The following is an 18,363-nucleotide window of genomic DNA, read 5'->3' on the forward strand; positions in this document are numbered from 1 at the left end:
GAATTCACTCCTTATTAGTCAATGATATTTTCTAAACCATAGACGAGTTGATCAATGTGCATGACTTGTTCAACTGAAAGCTTTACACCTGACATAAATGAGGCGCGGTTATAAGAATCATGACGAATGGTGAGCGTCTGTCCGTCCATTCCAAATAGTACTTCTTGATGTGCAATCATACCTGGAAGCCTTACGCTGTGCAGGCGGATCCCGTCATAATCTGCGCCTCGTGCACCTTCTATTAATTCTTTCTCATCTGGATGTCCTTGCTTTTTGCTTTCTCTAACTTCTGCAATCATTTCAGCAGTTTTAAGACCAGTACCGCTTGGAGCATCTAGTTTTTTATCATGGTGAAGCTCAATGATTTCAACGTCAGGAAAGTAATTTGCTGCCATTTTGGCAAACTTCATCATTAAGACCGCACCGACAGCAAAGTTTGGTGCAATAATACAGCCTATGCCCTTTTCTTCTGTTAATTGCTGGAGCTCTTTCAGATCAGCTTCAGAAAATCCAGTGGTTCCGACGACTGGACGTACGCCATGTTCAAGCGCTTTTTTTGTATGTACTTTTCCTATTTCTGGTGTCGTCAAATCAATTAAGACATCAGGTGCTGTCTCTGAAAGACACACATCAATATCTGTATAGATTGGCGCCTCAGATGTTGTATGAATCACATCAGATAATTTTTTTCCTTCGTGCGCGTGATCAAGGGCTGCCACTAGCTCAAAATGGCTCGTCTCTTCTGCCAGCTTCACAGCTTCTATCCCCATTCTCCCTCTTGCTCCAGCGATTACTACTTTGATGGTTTGATTCGTCATCGTCTCTACTTCCCTTCTTTTTTCGTCCAGCGGTCTTTGTCTCTAGTATTGAATTTATGCATCACACGATCATGTGCTTCCTCTAATGATATATCTAGTGAATTAGCGAGACATGTTAACACAAATAAAACATCGCCAATTTCTTCTTCCATGCTTTTTTCTGTTTCCGTTGTTTTTTTCGGCTTTTCTCCATAGTAATGGTTGACCTCTCTTGCTAGCTCGCCTAATTCTTCTGTCAGGCGGGCCATCATGGCAAGCGGGCTGAAATAGCCTTCTTTAAATTGTCCTATGTAATCATCTACTTCTTGCTGCACGTAACGCAGCGTTTTTTCATTCGTCATGAAGCTCATCCTCCTATCCATCTCTTACATGTTAGCGAAATCATAAATATTTGACAAATGTTTAAAACTCAGTTTGCTTGTTTCTCTCCCATACCATATAATATTATCGCTGTCTAAGCAAAAAAAGGAGTGGTCTCTTGCTAAAAGAAATTCGTCTTAAGAATATCGTATTTATTTTAATAGGATCTGCGATTTTTTCTTTCGGTCTTGTTCATTTTAATATGCAGAACAATTTGGCGGAAGGCGGATTTACAGGTATTACACTGCTTTTATATTTTCTATTCCACATTGACCCATCCATTTCAAACCTTGTCTTAAACATTCCGATCTTTTTTATCGGCTGGAAAATGCTCGGCAGAACCATGTTTACTTATACAATTGTAGGCACCGTCAGTCTTTCTGTCTTTCTCGCCATCTTCCAGCGCTTTCAAATACATATGCCTCTTCAGCACGATTTGGCCCTTGCCGCGCTCTTTGCTGGTGTGTTTATCGGAACAGGCCTTGGAATCATCTTTAAGTTCGGTGGTACTACCGGTGGTGTTGACATCATCGCAAGACTCATCAACAAGCATTATCAAGTGGCTATGGGGCGAACAATGTTCATCTTCGACGCTTGCGTCATTACGATTTCTCTTACTTATTTAAATTACAAAGAAGCCATGTATACGCTCGTCGCAGTATTTGTTGCTGCGAAGGTCATTGACTTCATGCAAGAAGGCGCTTACGCAGCCAAAGGCGCCATGATCATATCTGAAAAAGATGACATCATTCAAAAGAAAATTACAGAGGAAATGGAGCGAGGTGTCACCGTTTTAAAAGGGGTTGGTTCTTATACAAAACAGGAGCGCAACGTCCTTTATTGCGTCGTCCCGAAAAATGAACTTGTCCATCTCAAAAGCGTCGTGACCTCAGTCGATCCTCATGCGTTTGTATCCGTCAGTGACGTCCATGATGTACTTGGGGAAGGCTTCACATTAGATGAACACAAAAAGCCGCTTAATCCGCATTAAAAAAAGAAGCCCAAAAATGGTGCTTCTTTTTTATGATTTCGGATAGTCAGCTTGTCGTTTTTGTTTCTTCTCTTTCTCAGCACGGTATTTCCGAAATCCTACATACGTTAACGTTAATAAAATGATGCTTCCTGTTGTTAAAATGACCCATAAAAGCGATGGGTCAGCCTCATCTTGATCCACGTGAGCAAACACACTCGATAAATCTTCTTCAAGCTTTGTGAGGCGCTCAAGCTTTGTCCCACTTGATGCTTTTAAAAATTCACCTTGCTCAATCACTTCCATGTGTTGCTTAATCGTTTGCAGCTTTTCAGGCGAAACATCAATGGTTAAACTCGGATAGATCATATCGTATAAAGAAACTAGCTCATTCCAAGTTTCATAAAACGTCGTTGACTCCGGATCCTTCACTTCTTTTTTCAATGTAGGAAAAGACCCCATAATGGGCTTCTCCAGCGAACCCCAAAGTGGCTCAGAGTCTGACTGGATCGCATCGAGTAGCATTCTAAACTGAGAGGCATAACGAAGCTTTTCGCGCTCATTCAATTCTTCCTGCGGCAGCCCTTTTATGATATCTTGATAGCCAACTGTAATTTGTCGAATCTGCGTATTTGTCAGCGTTCCGCGCCAATTCTCAGCTTTAAATGTCTTTTCAACATACAATGCGACCTGTAACGCCTCATCATATTTAGCTTGTCTCGTTAATTGAAAGATTGAATCTGATAGTTCCGTTAATTCTTGCAGCACACTAGCTGCTGTTTCCTCGCCTTTGGCAACAGATGGCTGTAATACGAGAAAAAATAATAGAATTATCGCGATTGGCTTTCGTTTCATGCAAGTCCCTCCTAGCCCTTCTCCATACAGCGTATGAAGAAAAGGACAAGGTTAGACCAATATTGTTAAGGGAGTTCAAGCTTGATCGATTTTTTCGATAGGACCAGATAATATGAAACAAGAAGAACGGCAATGCTTAACCAAAACGTGACGTAGCCGATCTCGTTTGTATAGGCAGACAGCATAGAATAACGCGGCATCATACCAAATACATAATCAATCACATCGTTATGTAAGATCCATATGCCAGCTACGACCAAATGACGCATTTTAAAACGATAATACGGTGCAAACAATACGGCTTGAACCGCCATCGCAAAGTGGGAGCCAATCAGCATGTATCCTTCCCACGGAAAATCATCAACAGATAAAAGCACAAAGATATTCATCCCTACAGCCCATAACCCGTACTTAATTAAGGTCACGAGGGCAAGTGCTTCAAAATAAGGAGCGTTACGTTTCATCAAAAACGCAAGTAGAACAAATAAAAAGAAAAAGCTTGCCGTTGGACTGTCTGGAACAAAAGCTAAAAAGATAGCTGGCGTTTCAACAAGCTGTGGAATATACCAATAGTAGCCGTACACAGTGCCAAGGAAATTAATTATCAGGATTAGCACAAGCATATAGCGTGTGGCTAGTAGATATTGAATCCATCTCATACGTCTCTTCACTCACGATCTAATAAAATCAGAAAAAAAGCTGACAGCGCCAGCTTTTTCTCTTTTGAGTATATCCTTGTACTTGCATTTAAACAACTGAATTATTTAGATTTGACCTCAGATAAATATTTAGACAGCTTTTCAAGTTCTTCATTACTGCCTTTAAAGATACCCTTAGGCATATTACCTTTTCCTTCAACAGCAATCTTAGCGATCTCCTCAGGTGCAAGACCGTTGTCAACAAGTGACGGTCCGGCTGCTCCGCCCTGCATGTTATCCCCATGACAGGAGATACATGTTTGCTCCTGATAAATTTTATACTCTGCCGCCGATGTATCAATTTCTGCTTCTTTCTTAATTTCACCTTGCTTTGCCGCTGCTTCCCAATCATGAGTAGCAACAGACTCCCATGTTAAATATGTTGCTGCGCCGACTGCAAGGATCATCATCCCCACTGCAACCGGTCTTCTATACGGTCTACGTTCAGGACCAGAATCAAGAAATGGTGCGAGCAGCAGTGCACCAAACGCAATCCCAGGCATAATCATCGCACCAACTACCGTATAGCCACCTGCAGCAAATTCATATTTTAATAACTGGTACAAGAATAGGAAATACCAGTCTGGCAGCGGAATATAGCCGGTATCTGTTGGATCAGCCATCCGCTCAAGCGGAGGTGCATGAACCACAGTTAGGACAAGAAATCCAATTAAAAAAACGGCACCTACAAGCCATTCCTTTAAAAGAAAGTTCGGCCAAAAGGCTTCTGTTTTTCCCGGATATTCGGAATAGTCTTTAGGTATGTTAGGTTTTCTTTCTGCCGGAATTCTAGAGTCTCCGACAAACTTCATCCCTTTTCCCCTATGCAAAGTCATCCCCTCCTCATTGAACATTCATCAAACGCAACTTTTTTATAGCGGTCCAGAAATTCCTTGCTTACGAATCATAATAAAGTGGGCAGCCATCAGCCCAAATAATGCCGCTGGCAAGAAAAAGACATGGATAGCGAAAAATCTCGTCAGCGTTTGTGCCCCTACAATGTCAGGATGACCTGCAAGCAGCGTTTTGATCTCTTTCCCAATGAAAGGTGTCGCTTCTGCAATTTGAAGACCAACCTTCGTCGCAAATAGCGCCTTCATATCCCATGGCAAGAGATAACCTGTAAATCCAAGACCAAGCATCACAAAGAAAATGAGCACACCAACAATCCAGTTGAGCTCTCTAGGCTTTTTATACGCCCCTTGGAAAAAGACCCTTAGCGTATGTAAAAACATCATGACAATAACTAAACTCGCACCCCAGTGGTGCATCCCTCTAACAATCTGACCAAATGCCACTTCATTTTGTAAATAATAAACAGATTCCCATGCGTTTTTAATATCCGGCACGTAATACATCGTTAAAAACATGCCCGAAAGGACTTGTATGACTGTCACAAAAAACGTTAAACCGCCAAAACAGTACACAAAAGCGGAGAAATGATGTGCTGGATTGACATGCTCAGGCACCTCATGATCCGCAATATCTCTCCATATTGGTGTAATGTCCAGCCGCTCATCTACCCAATCATAAATCTTGTTAAGCATCGTTACCCTTCCCCTTTCGGCACAGCTTTTCCAAGATAGAGGTATCCGTCCTTCACTTGCTGCTTATAATGGTCAAGCGGTGCAAGTGGCGGAGTTCCGGGTACGTTTGTACCATCCTTGTCGTACAGCCCATAGTGGCATGGGCAGAAAAATTTGTTTGGATTTTTCGGATCACTGTTCCAGTTCACTGTACATCCTAAATGTTTACAGATTGGCGATAAAGCGACAATTTCATCCCCTTCTTTGTACACCCATGCTGACCTAGATTCCTTTGACTCATACCACGCATCTACTTGATCAATTTTAAAGTCAAAGCGCTTCGGTTCCTTCGTCAGTTCATCAACACTGACAACTTGAACCATATCCTGATCCTCTGTTCCTTTTAGCACAGGGTCAAGCGCAAAGCGAACCATAGGCATGAGCATTCCAGCGGCCATAAATCCCCCCACGCCGGTCAACGTGTAATTCAAAAATTGACGCCTGGACACTCCATGTCTCTTCTCGCTCATTTTTTTCTCCCCCCCTCAGGTCGTCAGCTACTTTATAACTGAATTAGAAAAAATTTCATAAAACTAGGACACCCTCATAATATATCAATCTATTCACAAGGTCAACAGCCTAAAAAGCTATGTACAATGCAAATGTAAGGGTTTTTATGAAGGGTTCCACTTTTGTAACAAAAAGTTCAAAATTTGTTCCACACTGTCTTGAACGATTTTTTGCTTTAATTCTACCTTTAAATGCTCGAGCGGGACCGGCTTTAATAAAAATAGTGATTCACTAACGAGCGCATGCTCTTTCCACCCGTGATCAGATGAGATCAATACGACATGTTGAAAATGATCTTCAAGCGATTGCTTCATCGTGAAGATGTCTTCTAGTTTTCGATCATTGATTTCTACATATGTATGTGATGGAAAAAGAAAGACCCGCCCTTTCAGCTGCCTTTCAAGTTCCTCTGCTACAAGAATAGTAAACTCCCCTAAAGATACGGTTTGCTTGATTTGATTCGCATCTATTCCAACTAATGGAATGATAGCGGTATCAATGTAATCTTTAGATTGTAAAAAGCGATCCGCATCCTCCGCGTGAAACTTCATCAATTTCCCCTCTTTCATGGCATAAGCCCTGCCTGGATAGGGCAAGGCTTATGCGTTCAGTTTATGACAAAAGGCTTAATTCTCTTGCTAACTTATTAAATGTTTCTTGATCATGACGGTCAAGTGCTTCATCTATCTCTTTCATAAGTCGTTCTTTTTGGAAAGTTGCGATTGAGTGTTCAAGTACTTTCTCTGCAAGATCCTTATCTTTTTCGTTCTCATAAAGATCCTTTGGAATATGAGGATTTATTTCAAGCACAGCTGCATATTCCGGCGAACGATAAGCAGAACGGAAATTCAATTGAATAAACAAATCTTGCTGTTTATTCAAGCGAATATCATGAAATGACTTTTCAGCATCTGTCGTCATGATGTTTTCTTTATAAAATCTAAAGGGAACTTCATCCACACAGTGTGTTGACATAATGATTCCCCTTGGGCAAAATTCTGCTTGCTCTACAAAATGAACCTTTTCCATCAAAGAGTCGTGACTCATTAAATAATTTAATATCCAAACACACTCTCTTCGCTTTAACTGATAATGGTTCAAAAACCACCGGATGAATTCCTTCTTTTCATTGACAGAAACAGGGGTCTGCATGTTATTCCCTCCTCTATCGTAAATTAAATTGCTATACATGAATTATTCAACAAACCAGTTCTTCATTCCTGCAAACTATAAGGAAATTTCGTCTTCAATTCTTAAAATCGTTTCTTCGATTTCTTCATTTATGCCATCTTTCTGAAGAACTTTGCGTAATAGAGGCAATGCTTCTTTTTGTCTGCCTTCTTCTAAAAGGAACGTCGCGTATTCATATAAAAAGTCACGTTCCTCATCAAAATCAGGCAGAGCCAGCTTGAAGTACTCTGCTGCTTCTTTATATTCCTCTCGTCCAACAGATGCAGATGCAGCATACCAATTCCATTTTGGATCCTCTTCCCCAAAGCTTTTAACCTCTTTAATGACATCCAGAATTTCATCAAAAAGCTCTTCATTTAAGTAGATCGCGAGCAATGTTTGAATCGCTTCAATATAGCCCGGGTCAAGAGCAAGAGCTTCTTGAAGCAACTTTTTCGCATCTTCTGAATCCCCATTTTTCAAGTCAATCTTTGCACCATATAAATATAATTCTTTGTTATACTCATCAATTTTAATACCCTCTTTGACTACATCTAAAGCTTCGTGATATAGTCCTTCTTCCTCATAACTTTTTGCTAAAGGCATATAAAGGGACGAATAAGATGGATCAATATCTTTTAGTTCGGAAAGCTGCTGAATGGCTGTTTTCGTTCGACCAGCCCTCATCGCTGTAAATCCGTAACCAAAAAGGGTATTCGGGTCTGTTTGGCCTTTCACTGCCTTTTCGTACCATTCAAGCGCATCTTCAAATTCTCCAGCTGTGCTGAGTGATTCAGCGAGCCTCTGAAAAACATTGACGCCGCCAACTTCATGTTGTTGATCTGCGACCTTGTAGAAATAGTCAGCCGCTTTCTTTGAAAGACCTTGCGAAAAATACAATTCACCTAATGCAAAATCAATAATGGCTTCATTCGGAAGCAACTCTTTTGCTTTTAAGAGTTTTTGTTCACTGACTTCAAATAGCCCTTGCATTTGATACAAATCTGCCATTAACAGTAGGCTCTCTGGATATGCAGCATCATCTTCAGGAATTGTCTCTAATACCGAAATTGCCTTTTCTTCTTCATCAGAGTCAATCAGAAGTTCTGCATAAAAACATGTTAACCCTGTTTCCTCTGGATATAAATCATGTAAATCACTGATGAGATTTCTCGCTTTATCGATATCTCCCCAATCATAATATAACTGAGCTGCCTGAGCCTTTTCTTCATCATGCAAATGCTTTTCTGCCTGAGCAAGTGTTTGAAGTCCTTTTTCAGTCTCACCCGCCTCAACTAATTTTATGGCTTCTTGTAATGAACTATTCAAATCAAACCGTTCCTTTCTGTTTTCCAAAAACCTAAACTATTGTTACTTCATATCATAATCGACAGGTACTCATCCAGCAAATATGTTGCACTTTTAAAATGAACCCAATTTTGTGTTTTAAAGACTGTTTTTCATTTCATCCTTTACGAAACGAAGGTTTTGTAAACTGAAAACACCTGAAATTCATTTTTTGATCAAATAAAATGATTTTTTTCCAGGTTTCATCTTGAGACAAGCTATGCTATATTCCTTACAAATATGCCTAAAGAAAGAAAAAGCCTGAGGACACCCTCAGACTGTTTTGGTTAAGTATTCAATATGTTCAAAGAAATTCGGGTATGAGACGCGTACAGCATCTGTATCTTCAATCTCAACCGCTTGCTTTGTGATACATGCAGCAATCCCAAGCATCATACCGATTCGGTGATCTCCGTAGCTTGATACAACAGCGCCGCCTTGAAGCGGGGTTTTACCATGAATCTTCATACCATCATCTGTTGCTTCAATATCAGCACCGAGTTTTTTAAGTTCTGACACGACTGTATCGATTCGATTGGTCTCTTTTACTTTTAACTCAGCAGCATCTTTAATAATCGTTGTTCCTTCTGCTTGTGTTGCTAGAAGCGCTATAATCGGAATCTCATCGATGAGTCTTGAAATCACATCACCAGAAATTTCGATCCCTTTTAATGAAGAGGTCGAGATTGTTAAATCGCCATATGGCTCTCCGCCTTTTGCATCTACTTCATTGATCTCAAGATTCGCACCCATTTGTTTTAAAACATCAATAATACCCGTTCTTGTTTTGTTTAGCCCAACATTTTTTAACACAATTCGGCTGTTAGGAACAATCGATCCAGCAACAAGGAAAAATGCAGCTGAAGAAATGTCTCCAGGAACAAATATATCTGTTGCTTTTAATGTTTGACCGCCTTCAATGGAAACACTTTGTTCATCTTCGTCTAGTTTCACACCAAACATGGAGAGCATTCTTTCTGTATGATCTCTTGATTTATGTGGTTCAGTTAATGTCGTTGTTCCCTCTGCTTGAAGCCCTGCTAAAAGGACAGCGGATTTAATTTGCGCACTTGCGACTGGAGACTCATATGAGATTCCTTTTAAATGACCACCACGAATAGACAGCGGCGTATACTCGCCGTTTGCTCTACCATCTATCTTCGCTCCTAGTTGTTTAAGTGGACCTGTTACTCGTTGCATGGGTCTTTTAGCAATACTCTCATCACCGATCAGTGTACTGTGAAACTCACAACCAGCTAATATTCCCATCATTAATCGAATGGTTGTACCAGAATTTCCAACATCGAGGACGTCAGACGGCTCCTTCAGCTCTTTCAGTCCCTTCCCATGAATCACAACATCTGTCCCTTTTTGTTCAATGTCAACGCCCATCTTTCTAAAACAATCAATTGTGCTTAAACAATCAGCTCCTGGGAGAAAGTTTTTCACCACTGTCGTCCCATTAGCAATTGCTCCAAACATCACTGATCGATGAGAAATGGATTTATCACCTGGAATATGAATGACTCCATTCATAGGAGCATGTTTATGAATTTTCATCTTTGTCACCTCAGTCAGCATAAAATGTATCGTAATTCGCTCTATTTTTTATACAGATCTCTGCACGTTTACGGTCGTCTTCTGTTTGAAAGCTAATGCGTAAAATCCCATTTATATCTTCCCGCGTTTCAATAATACGGATATTCGTAATACTGATGTTCTCATTTGCTAAATGCCCTGTAATTTCCGAAATGACCCCAGGGTGATCTGGAACATCCACATAAAGGTCATAAAAAGCAGGTATAGCACCTTTTTTCCTCAAAGGAAGTCCATCACGATATTCCTTTGCCTCTTGAAAATAAGAGAACAAGCCTTCAGCGTCTTCTTGCTGCACAAAGGTCTCAATGCGGTCGATCTCTTTTTTCCATTCATGGAACCGGTCTAAAATCTTATTTTTGTTGTGCAGAAGGATATCTCGCCACATTGCAGGATTGCTTGATGCAATACGTGTAATATCACGAAAGCCTCCAGCAGCAAACCGTTTAACAAGCGGGAAGTGTTCTTCAAAATGATGCGCTTGATGCACAAGGCTGGCAGCAACAATATGCGGGAAATGACTAATCACACTTGTTACACCATCATGTTCTTCTGGGGTCATTTCAATAAAATGAGCATTTGTTCCCTTTAACAAGTCCTTCAAACGATCAACAGCATCGCGGTTTGTTTCCTTTGCTGGCGTTAAAATGTAGAACGCATTTTCAAATAAAAAGTCTTTCGCTGCAATGACACCTGACTTGTGAGAGCCCGCCATTGGATGTCCACCAATAAATTGATAGTGATTAGGAAGCGTTTTTTCTGCAAAATGGACGACCTTTTGCTTTGTGCTGCCGACATCGGTAATTGTAAGATCTCTCTCAATTCCAGAGTTTGCAATATCACGAAGCATCTTTACTGTTTGCTGAACTGGTGTTGCCAAAATTATAGTCGCAGATTCAGCCAAACCTGCTGCAAAAGAATCAGCTGCTAAATCAATGATACCTAGCTTTGTTGCTGCAACCATTTGTTCTTTGGACACATCGTATCCAACAATTTTTTTATAGGGATACTCTTTTTTAATCGACAGTGCGATGGAACCTCCAATTAAACCAAGTCCAGCGATTAATATTGTTTCATTTGCATCATTCATGTTCATCACCTGTTTTTTCGCGAAAATTAAAAAAGCCATTTCAAAAGCTTATATGTATGAAGTTGGTACAATGAAAGCCATATCCTGTAAAAGGATATGACTTTATAGTTATGCTACGCACGAATGCCTTGCAATAAATCAGCAAGTGTACTTAGAATTTCTGCATTTTGCTCCATTGTTCCGACCGTAATACGTAAAGACGTTGGAAAACCAAGTGCTTTACCAGATCGAACAATGTAGCCTTTTTTCAATAATGCATGAAATAATTCATCTGCATCTCTTTTAAAATCAATCAGCACGAAGTTTGTTTGAGACGGATAAATAAATAGTCCAAAACGGTCAGCAAATTCTTGATATTGTTTGAGACCTGCCTCATTTTTCTGTCTGCATGATTGAATGAAGTCCTGATCTTTTATCGCCGCTCGAGCAGCTGCCTGGGCGATACGACTCGTATTAAACGGCTCTCTCGCTGGCTCAATCGCAGTAATCAACTCTTCTGATGCAATGCCATAGCCTACTCGAAGCGCGGCCAGTCCATACGCTTTTGAAAATGTTCGGAGTACGATAATATTTTGATAACTGTGTAATAAAGATAAGCTGTTCGGAAAGTCTTCCGCACGAACATATTCGACATATGCCTCATCTAGTACCACAAGTACATGAGCAGGTACTTGATCTAAAAACGCCACAAGCTCAGATTCTGACAAATGATTTCCTGTCGGGTTATTCGGGTTGCATACCCAAACGACCTTCGTGTTCTCATCAATCGCATCCAGCATGCCCTTTAGATCGTGAGCTCCTCCGTCTAAAAGCGGCACTTCTCGAATCTCTGCCCGCTCAATGATTGCATTGTGACGATATTGCGGAAAAGACGGAGATGGGATGACGGTATTTGTATGTTGGTCAAGGAATGCCCTAGCAATAATTTGCACAAGTTCATCTGAGCCATTCCCGAATATTAATTGTTTTTCATTTACTTGAAGAAACTCAGCAAGCTCTGTTCTTAAAATTGCGCTGTATCCATCTGGATAAATCGCTAAATGTTCAAGCTCAGCTTGTATCGCCTCTCTTGCATGTGTGGAACATCCAAAAGGGTTTTCATTTGAAGCCAATTTCACAATTTTGTCTAATTGATATTCTTTTTTGACCTCTTCAATTGGTTTCCCAGGTTGATACGGTTTTAGTTGTTTTAATTGATCTTTGATTTGCAAAAGTTTCACCTCATTTGAATGAATAGAGGGGACTAAATGTTTTTGCATAGGTTTCAAATTCTCTTAAAGCGTCTTGACGTGTATCACTTGCTAACAATTGATCGTGAAGTTCTTCAATTTTTTTCACAAGTGCACTGCCTACAACGACGCCGTCACTCAGTTTATTCATTGAGTCTACCTGCTCTCTTGTTGAGATACCAAAACCGACCGCAACCGGTATGTGACTCAGCTGTTTCACTTGTTGAATAAAATCAGTAATCGATTCGTCAAAGGTTTGTCTGACACCTGTTACACCAAGAGATGAAACACAATACACAAAACCTTCTGCCTGCTCTACAATATTTACTAATCGTTCCTTACTGGTTGGTGCAACGAGCGAAATATATGAAATGTCATATGATTGACAGTTCTTTTGCAGCTCACTGCTTTCTTCAAAAGGCAAGTCGGGTGTTAAGAGTCCCGAAATATGATTTTTGCGCAGTAAAGCGAAAAAGTATTCTGTATCTAATTGTAACACAGGATTAAAATACGTAAATAGAATAACAGGAATTTTTACACCGTTTTTTTTCATCTTCCCTGCTAATTCTATCGCTTTTACGATATTCATGCCATGATTTAGAGCTCTTTTTGAGGCTCTTTGAATGACAGGACCGTCTGCTAGCGGATCGGAGTAAGGAACGCCTAGCTCAATCGCATGTGCACCGGCTGCTTGAAGGGACAAAGCTAAATCGATCGTGATTTCTTCTGACGGATCTCCTGCCGTCATAAATGGGATGAATAATTTCTCGCCTTGCTCTAATTGAAATGTGATCATTTCGTTTTGCCCTCACTTTCAAGCACATTCATTAATGTATGCACATCCTTATCTCCTCTTCCTGAGAGGCAGACAAGGATGATTTCATCTTCACTCATCGTCCTGCTCATCTCAAATGCCTTGGCTAAAGCGTGTGCTGATTCAATCGCTGGTAGAATTCCTTCCTTTTCTGTCAGCAGCTTTAGTGCATCCAGGGCTTCTTGATCTGTAGCACTCACATATTCAACGTGTCCACTCGCATGTAAATAGGCGTGCTCTGGTCCGATCCCGGGATAATCTAAACCAGCTGAAATGGAATAGGGCTCAATAATCTGGCCGAATTCGTCTTGGATTAAATAGGTCAAAGATCCATGAATGACCCCTTTTGTCCCCTTCGTAATGGTTGCTGCATGAAGCGGTGTATCAATTCCTTTTCCAGCCGCTTCTACACCAATCAAATCAACCTCATCATCCAAAAACGCTCGGTACATTCCAATCGCATTACTTCCGCCGCCAACACAAGCAATGACTTTATGTGGGAGCCTGCCTTCTTTTTTAAGCATCTGCTCTTTTGCTTCATCACCAATCATCCGCTGGAACTCACTGACGATTTGGGGATACGGGTGAGGTCCTACAACTGAACCTATCATATAGAAATGATCACTACAGTGCTGAACCCAGTAACGAATCGCTTCGTTCGTCGCATCTTTTAATGTGCCGTTTCCACTTGTGACAGGTATGACTTCAGCGCCAAGGAGCTTCATTCGGAATACATTGAGAGATTGTCTCTCCACATCCTCTTTTCCCATAAACACCGTGCATGATAATCCAAATTTTGCGGCCACCGTTGCAGCTGCTACTCCGTGCTGTCCAGCGCCTGTTTCTGCGATGATGTTTGATTTGCCCATTTTTTTTGCAAGCAGGGCCTGACCAAGTGCATTGTTGATTTTATGAGCACCTGTATGGTTTAAATCTTCTCTTTTTAAATAGATTTTTGCGCCGCCGAGGTATGCGGATAATTGATCGGCATATGTCAGTGCAGTCGGTCTGCCTGAATAGTTGTGCAATAGAGAAAGATATTCTTGCTCAAAAGCGGGGTCTTCTTTTAATTCGTTAAATGCTTGTTCGATTTCTTTGAGTGGCTGCATGAGTGTCTCAGGAACAAATTTCCCTCCAAATTCTCCATACCTGCCAAGCTCATTTGGATATGCGTACATTGTTTAACATCCTTTCTTCGAGCGCTTTGATCTTAGCGCTGCTTTTCTTCCCGTCTTCTTCTATGCCGCTTGAAAGATCGATCGCTCTTGGGCCATAGGCAAGAAGCTCTGGCAGCGTTTCCGGTGTAATTCCGCCTGCAATGATGCATGTTTTCTCAAGCCGTTTTGCATGCTGATTGTATAAAGGTACCGCTTCCCATGTAAAAGCTGTGCCAGAACCGCCTCTCATCCCTTTTACTTTCGCATCAATGAGAAAGCCATCAACAAATGGCGCAAATGCCGTCATTTTATCAAGTGTTCCTTTTATATCGGGATCGTGATGAAAGACTTTCCACACTACCGTCCCTGTTTGTTGTTTTATTTGTGTTGCATCCTCTTTTGTTTCATCTCCATGTAGCTGCACGATATCTAAAGGAATATGTTTTGTGATGTCACACACTTTTTGGGTGTTTTCATTTACGAATACACCCGTAATCTTTTTACGGCACTGCGACTTGGTGAGCCATTGTTTCACTTGATCTGGACCGACTTGTCTTTTACTTGGCGCAAAAATAAATCCAATCGCATCTGCTTGAGATTGAGCAATGCATTTTACATCTTCTAGTGAGACCGCTCCGCAATATTTTAAAAAAGGCTTCATCGTGCTCATTCTCCAAATAACGTCTGAACGGCTTTTTCTTGTGATGGTTCTCTCATTAATGATTCACCTACAAGAACGGCACTCGCTCCATGTTTTTTGACAAAGGTCAGATCATCAAACGTTTGAATACCGCTTTCACTTACTAGTAAGCAATCCTTTGGAACAAGTGGGGCAATCTCTTTTGTTTGTTCAACTGTTGTGTTAAAGGTTTTTAGATTTCGGTTATTCACGCCAATGATTTCAGGGGTGAATAGGTTTAAAATTTGTTCCAGCGTCTCTGCTGCATGAACTTCGACAAGAATATCTAATCCTTTTTCCTTCGCTTCAATATAGAGTTCATGCAGCTGTTGTGGTTCAAGCACTTCTCCAATTAATAAAATGGCATCTGCACCGATACGTCTTGACTCTTCTATCTGTATGGTATCGATGATGAAATCTTTTCTTAGAATGGGACGTGCAATGTGTTTTTTAATGAGGGAAAGATACTCATTCTTTCCTTGAAAAAATGGTTCATCTGTTAAGACTGATAAGCAATCAGCATTCGATTTTTCGTATGCTTTTGCTGTTTGCAGAGGATCAAAATTTGGCTGAATGATTCCTTTGGAAGGAGATGCCTTTTTCACCTCAGCAATCAGCCCAATCGAGCGGTGAGGGTTCACAATGGCTTCTTTAAATGAGCGTCTTTCAAAGTGTCCATCATCAGGTAACTGTAACGTTTGGATATGTTCTTTTTTGCGTGCAATGATTTGATTAAGCATAGATCTCTTCCTCTTTCGTTTTTTGTTTTAAACGTGCCAATTGTTCTTTGGCTGCTCCGTTTTTAATCGTTTCTAATGCTTTTAATGTTCCTGCCATGAGGCTTTCAGACTTGCCTGCGACATATAAAGCCGCTCCGGCATTCAGCGCTGTAATATGAAGAGGCGCCCCTTCTGTTTGATGATTCAATATATTCTGAATCAATTTTGCACTCTCTTCTGGTGATTGGACCTGAATATCTGATAAGTATCCTTTCGCCAGTCCAAAGTCTTCTGGGTTTAGCGTATATTCTGTCATGTCACCTTTTTTGAGTTCAATCACATACGAATTTGCTGTAATTGTTAGTTCATCCAGCCCGTCTTCCCCGCATACAAACAGGACATGCTCTGGCTCTAATGGGGCAAGGGCTTCCGCCATTAATTTTGCCTTTTCCTTTGCATACACACCGATGATTTGCTTTTTGGCTTGCATCGGGTGGCAAAGCGGCCCTAATAAATTAAATACCGTCCTGAAGCCAAGTTGCTTGCGGACAGCCGCTACTTGTTTCATAGATGAATGGTACATTGGTGCAAATAAAAAGCCCATGTTTTTCTCTTGTATTTGTCTTCTTGTTTCTTCTGGAGTGGATTGAATGTGAATACCAAGGCACTCTAGGACGTCGGCACTTCCACTTTTAGAAGAAACTGAACGATTTCCGTGTTTTGCAATTTTAGCACCAGCGGCAGAAGCTACAATTGCAGCTGCAGTTGATATATTGAATGTAGAAAGTCCATCGCCCCCTGTACCGCATGTGTCAACGACATCAAGTGATCTTTCCGCTGGTTCTGCTTTTTGCCGCATGGCCCTCACGAAGCCCGTCATTTCCTCAGCGGTTTCTCCTCTATGCGCTAAAATCGATAGACTTGCTGCGACTTCGGCATCTGTTAAAGAACCACTCATCATATCATGCATGAGTTGATGTGCTTCATTTTCTGATAGGAAGCCTCCGTTAACAAGTGCTGATAGTCGCTGATTCATCCTGCACACTCTCCTTTTCTGAGAAAATATGTTCAGCAAGCTGAATGGCCCTCAGAAGCGCTCCTGCCTTGTTACATGTCTCTTCCCATTCATTTTCTGGTACAGAATCTGCGACAATGCCAGCGCCTGCTTGTATGGAGGCGGTCTGATTTTTGACGCTCATGGTGCGAATGGTAATACAAGAGTCGATATTACCGTCAAATCCAATATAGGCAATACAGCCGCCATACGTTTCCCTTGGCTCTGGCTCCATTTCATTTAATAATTGCATCGCTCTTATTTTTGGTGCCCCTGTTAATGTGCCTGCTGGAAATGCGGACATGAGTGCATCAACTGGGTGTGTATCCTGCTTTAGCTTCCCTGTCACAATGGAGATGATGTGCATGACATGTGAAAAGTTCACTACTTTTGTAAAGGTCGGTACGGATACGCTGCCGTATTCTGCTACGCGGCCGACATCATTTCTGGCTAGATCTACTAACATGTAATGTTCTGCTTTTTCTTTCTCATCTTCTAGTAGCTCTCTTGCCAGCGCGGCGTCCTCTTCTTTTGTTGCTCCTCTTTTTCTAGTGCCTGCAATAGGATGAATTTCTAAGTTCCTATTTTTGGCATGAATTAATCGTTCTGGTGAGCTTCCGACTAAATCACGGTCTTTTAATTTCATAAAATACATGTATGGAGATGGATTCACAATGCGAAGCACACGATATAATTCAAATGAACTCACTGACACTGGGATATCGAAACGCTGTGAGAGTACGCCTTGAAAAATATCACCCGCTCGAATGTATTCTTTGATTTTTTCTACGTCCTTTAGAAATTGCTCTTTTTCATAGGTTGATGTCACATGTTCAAACGACGGTGATTCGTTCATATTCCCTGATAAAATCAGTTCTTTCATATCAATCTTTGTATGGAGCTTGTGAATCATCTGTTCAAGCTGCTTTTGATTCTCTTTGTAAGCTTGTATTTTTTCGTCTTCTGTTTCATTTCCGGTTAACTGGGTGTATTGGATAAAATGAACGTGATTCGTTTCGTGATCAAAAGCAATCATCGTTTGGCAGACAAATAGAGTACAATTGTCTGTCGTTGATGCGCTTCGGTGAGGCCTGACAGAAGGTTCAATGCTTGGAATAAGATCATAACTTAAATACCCAACTGCCCCGCCTGTAAACGGGATGTCAACATCTGGTGTCTTGATTTGATATTGCTCTTTCATCCAGTCTAATAAGTCTTTCAGTTCTTGTTTTTTCATGACCTCCTGCCCAGCAGCGTCACGTGCAATATATTCGTTTTGGTCATCATGTAAGGTTAAAAAAGGATGTAATCCGATGAAGGAATATCTCGACCAGCTAGAAGACTCATCTTTACTTTCTAATAGATACACAATATCTGCCTTGAGTTTTTCGACAATTTGAATCGGTGAGAGCGTATCAACTGTAATGGTTTCAACAATCGGGATCGTTTTGTGGGACTCGCTGTCCCTTAAAAATCGGGTTACATTTGAATGGGAATTCATAAGCACACTCCTTAAATGGGATTAAGGAGAATGAGGGGGACCTATAGAGGGTTTGTATGAGTATACGAAATAAGCCTAAAAGAGGGGTGCTCTTTTAGGCAGTATGATTAAATAGAAGTATCGTATCTCAGCTCAACTCTACTCATCTCAACTACCCTAGTCTCATTCTCATCTTCTCTAAACTTGCAATGCCGTTTACACCTGTGTGTA

20 protein-coding genes are annotated in these 18,363 nt (G+C 41.0%); 1 reads left to right on the forward strand and 19 read right to left on the reverse strand.

The window, feature by feature from the left end; all coding sequences use genetic code 11:
• Nucleotides 1-14 precede the first annotated feature (14 nt).
• Nucleotides 15-818 carry a 4-hydroxy-tetrahydrodipicolinate reductase gene (gene dapB / locus NKR21_RS11255; protein WP_012010364.1) on the reverse strand — a complete coding sequence of 268 codons (804 nt, stop codon included), beginning with the start codon at nucleotides 816-818 and terminating at the stop codon, nucleotides 15-17.
• Between the two features lie 5 nt (nucleotides 819-823).
• Nucleotides 824-1,159 (reverse strand): nucleotide pyrophosphohydrolase, encoded by a 336-nt coding sequence (locus tag NKR21_RS11260; protein WP_012010365.1) that lies wholly within the window; start codon nucleotides 1,157-1,159, stop codon nucleotides 824-826.
• A 137-nt stretch (nucleotides 1,160-1,296) separates the two neighbouring features.
• Between NKR21_RS11260 and NKR21_RS11265 the strand changes: the two genes are divergently transcribed.
• Nucleotides 1,297-2,169: a YitT family protein gene (locus NKR21_RS11265; protein ID WP_012010366.1), complete on the forward strand. Its 873-nt coding sequence runs from the start codon at nucleotides 1,297-1,299 to the stop codon at nucleotides 2,167-2,169.
• A 30-nt stretch (nucleotides 2,170-2,199) separates the two neighbouring features.
• On the opposite strand, the gene ypjB is transcribed toward NKR21_RS11265, so the two are convergent.
• The 17 genes from ypjB to trpE form a co-directional block, all read right to left on the reverse strand.
• On the reverse strand, nucleotides 2,200-3,003 hold the full coding sequence (gene ypjB, locus NKR21_RS11270; protein WP_119125043.1) for a sporulation protein YpjB: 804 nt from the start codon (nucleotides 3,001-3,003) through the stop codon (nucleotides 2,200-2,202).
• A 65-nt stretch (nucleotides 3,004-3,068) separates the two neighbouring features.
• Nucleotides 3,069-3,662, reverse strand: coding sequence for a lipoprotein heptaprenylglyceryl N-acetyltransferase LhaT (gene lhaT / locus NKR21_RS11275; protein ID WP_041815659.1), 594 nt, complete (start codon nucleotides 3,660-3,662; stop codon nucleotides 3,069-3,071).
• 101 nt (nucleotides 3,663-3,763) lie between these two features.
• Nucleotides 3,764-4,531: a menaquinol-cytochrome c reductase cytochrome b/c subunit gene (locus tag NKR21_RS11280; protein ID WP_144457932.1), complete on the reverse strand. Its 768-nt coding sequence runs from the start codon at nucleotides 4,529-4,531 to the stop codon at nucleotides 3,764-3,766.
• 42 nt (nucleotides 4,532-4,573) lie between these two features.
• Nucleotides 4,574-5,248 carry a menaquinol-cytochrome c reductase cytochrome b subunit gene (gene qcrB / locus NKR21_RS11285; RefSeq protein ID WP_003215804.1) on the reverse strand — a complete coding sequence of 225 codons (675 nt, stop codon included), beginning with the start codon at nucleotides 5,246-5,248 and terminating at the stop codon, nucleotides 4,574-4,576.
• Nucleotides 5,249-5,250: 2 nt separating this feature from the next.
• Complete coding sequence (locus tag NKR21_RS11290) at nucleotides 5,251-5,757, reverse strand: ubiquinol-cytochrome c reductase iron-sulfur subunit (RefSeq protein WP_007500911.1); 507 nt, start codon at nucleotides 5,755-5,757, stop codon at nucleotides 5,251-5,253.
• Nucleotides 5,758-5,901: 144 nt separating this feature from the next.
• Nucleotides 5,902-6,348, reverse strand: coding sequence for a YpiF family protein (locus NKR21_RS11295; protein ID WP_144457935.1), 447 nt, complete (start codon nucleotides 6,346-6,348; stop codon nucleotides 5,902-5,904).
• A 61-nt stretch (nucleotides 6,349-6,409) separates the two neighbouring features.
• A complete protein-coding gene (locus NKR21_RS11300; protein ID WP_144457937.1) occupies nucleotides 6,410-6,949 on the reverse strand; it encodes a ReoY family proteolytic degradation factor in 540 nt (179 codons plus the stop codon).
• A gap of 75 nt (nucleotides 6,950-7,024) precedes the next feature.
• Nucleotides 7,025-8,296, reverse strand: a complete 1,272-nt coding sequence (locus NKR21_RS11305) for a tetratricopeptide repeat protein (protein ID WP_144457939.1) — start codon at nucleotides 8,294-8,296, stop codon at nucleotides 7,025-7,027.
• Nucleotides 8,297-8,587: 291 nt separating this feature from the next.
• Complete coding sequence (gene aroA, locus NKR21_RS11310; protein WP_088001004.1) at nucleotides 8,588-9,874, reverse strand: 3-phosphoshikimate 1-carboxyvinyltransferase; 1,287 nt, start codon at nucleotides 9,872-9,874, stop codon at nucleotides 8,588-8,590.
• 10 nt (nucleotides 9,875-9,884) lie between these two features.
• Nucleotides 9,885-11,000: a prephenate dehydrogenase gene (locus NKR21_RS11315; protein WP_144457941.1), complete on the reverse strand. Its 1,116-nt coding sequence runs from the start codon at nucleotides 10,998-11,000 to the stop codon at nucleotides 9,885-9,887.
• A 113-nt stretch (nucleotides 11,001-11,113) separates the two neighbouring features.
• Nucleotides 11,114-12,211, reverse strand: a complete 1,098-nt coding sequence (hisC, locus tag NKR21_RS11320) for a histidinol-phosphate transaminase (RefSeq protein ID WP_144457943.1) — start codon at nucleotides 12,209-12,211, stop codon at nucleotides 11,114-11,116.
• 10 nt (nucleotides 12,212-12,221) lie between these two features.
• Nucleotides 12,222-13,025 carry a tryptophan synthase subunit alpha gene (trpA, locus tag NKR21_RS11325; protein ID WP_144457945.1) on the reverse strand — a complete coding sequence of 268 codons (804 nt, stop codon included), beginning with the start codon at nucleotides 13,023-13,025 and terminating at the stop codon, nucleotides 12,222-12,224.
• The gene (gene trpB, locus NKR21_RS11330; protein ID WP_144457947.1) at nucleotides 13,022-14,221 is read right to left on the reverse strand and encodes a tryptophan synthase subunit beta; all 1,200 of its coding nucleotides are present in this window, start codon (nucleotides 14,219-14,221) and stop codon (nucleotides 13,022-13,024) included. Before trpB ends, trpA begins: the two co-directional genes overlap by 4 nt.
• Nucleotides 14,202-14,861, reverse strand: a complete 660-nt coding sequence (locus tag NKR21_RS11335) for a phosphoribosylanthranilate isomerase (RefSeq protein WP_144457949.1) — start codon at nucleotides 14,859-14,861, stop codon at nucleotides 14,202-14,204. Before NKR21_RS11335 ends, trpB begins: the two co-directional genes overlap by 20 nt.
• A 5-nt stretch (nucleotides 14,862-14,866) precedes the next feature.
• Nucleotides 14,867-15,619, reverse strand: a complete 753-nt coding sequence (trpC, locus tag NKR21_RS11340) for an indole-3-glycerol phosphate synthase TrpC (protein WP_144457951.1) — start codon at nucleotides 15,617-15,619, stop codon at nucleotides 14,867-14,869.
• Nucleotides 15,612-16,634: an anthranilate phosphoribosyltransferase gene (gene trpD / locus NKR21_RS11345; RefSeq protein ID WP_012010379.1), complete on the reverse strand. Its 1,023-nt coding sequence runs from the start codon at nucleotides 16,632-16,634 to the stop codon at nucleotides 15,612-15,614. The genes trpC and trpD overlap by 8 nt, the downstream gene beginning before the upstream one ends.
• Entirely contained in the window at nucleotides 16,606-18,153 is a 1,548-nt protein-coding gene (gene trpE, locus NKR21_RS11350) for an anthranilate synthase component I (protein ID WP_012010380.1), read from the reverse strand. The genes trpD and trpE overlap by 29 nt, the downstream gene beginning before the upstream one ends.
• Nucleotides 18,154-18,363 lie beyond the last annotated feature (210 nt).

Origin of the sequence: Bacillus sp. 1735sda2 (assembly GCF_024159245.1) — a bacterium.
GTDB lineage: Bacteria > Bacillota > Bacilli > Bacillales > Bacillaceae > Bacillus > Bacillus pumilus_O.

Excerpts from the sequence above, each read along its gene's own strand:
- NKR21_RS11295 (WP_144457935.1), bottom strand. The coding sequence starts at position 6,348 with ATGAAGTTTCACGCGGAGGATGCGGATCGCTTTTTACAATCTAAAGAT.
- trpE (WP_012010380.1), bottom strand. The coding sequence starts at position 18,153 with ATGAATTCCCATTCAAATGTAACCCGATTTTTAAGGGACAGCGAGTCC.
- trpC (WP_144457951.1), bottom strand. The coding sequence starts at position 15,619 with ATGCTTAATCAAATCATTGCACGCAAAAAAGAACATATCCAAACGTTA.
- aroA (WP_088001004.1), bottom strand. The coding sequence starts at position 9,874 with ATGAAAATTCATAAACATGCTCCTATGAATGGAGTCATTCATATTCCA.
- trpB (WP_144457947.1), bottom strand. The coding sequence starts at position 14,221 with ATGTACGCATATCCAAATGAGCTTGGCAGGTATGGAGAATTTGGAGGG.
- trpD (WP_012010379.1), bottom strand. The coding sequence starts at position 16,634 with ATGAATCAGCGACTATCAGCACTTGTTAACGGAGGCTTCCTATCAGAA.
- ypjB (WP_119125043.1), bottom strand. The coding sequence starts at position 3,003 with ATGAAACGAAAGCCAATCGCGATAATTCTATTATTTTTTCTCGTATTA.
- NKR21_RS11290 (WP_007500911.1), bottom strand. The coding sequence starts at position 5,757 with ATGAGCGAGAAGAGACATGGAGTGTCCAGGCGTCAATTTTTGAATTAC.
- NKR21_RS11300 (WP_144457937.1), bottom strand. The coding sequence starts at position 6,949 with ATGCAGACCCCTGTTTCTGTCAATGAAAAGAAGGAATTCATCCGGTGG.
- NKR21_RS11315 (WP_144457941.1), bottom strand. The coding sequence starts at position 11,000 with ATGAATGATGCAAATGAAACAATATTAATCGCTGGACTTGGTTTAATT.
- dapB (WP_012010364.1), bottom strand. The coding sequence starts at position 818 with ATGACGAATCAAACCATCAAAGTAGTAATCGCTGGAGCAAGAGGGAGA.
- NKR21_RS11260 (WP_012010365.1), bottom strand. The coding sequence starts at position 1,159 with ATGACGAATGAAAAAACGCTGCGTTACGTGCAGCAAGAAGTAGATGAT.
- lhaT (WP_041815659.1), bottom strand. The coding sequence starts at position 3,662 with ATGAGATGGATTCAATATCTACTAGCCACACGCTATATGCTTGTGCTA.
- qcrB (WP_003215804.1), bottom strand. The coding sequence starts at position 5,248 with ATGCTTAACAAGATTTATGATTGGGTAGATGAGCGGCTGGACATTACA.
- NKR21_RS11335 (WP_144457949.1), bottom strand. The coding sequence starts at position 14,861 with ATGAAGCCTTTTTTAAAATATTGCGGAGCGGTCTCACTAGAAGATGTA.
- trpA (WP_144457945.1), bottom strand. The coding sequence starts at position 13,025 with ATGATCACATTTCAATTAGAGCAAGGCGAGAAATTATTCATCCCATTT.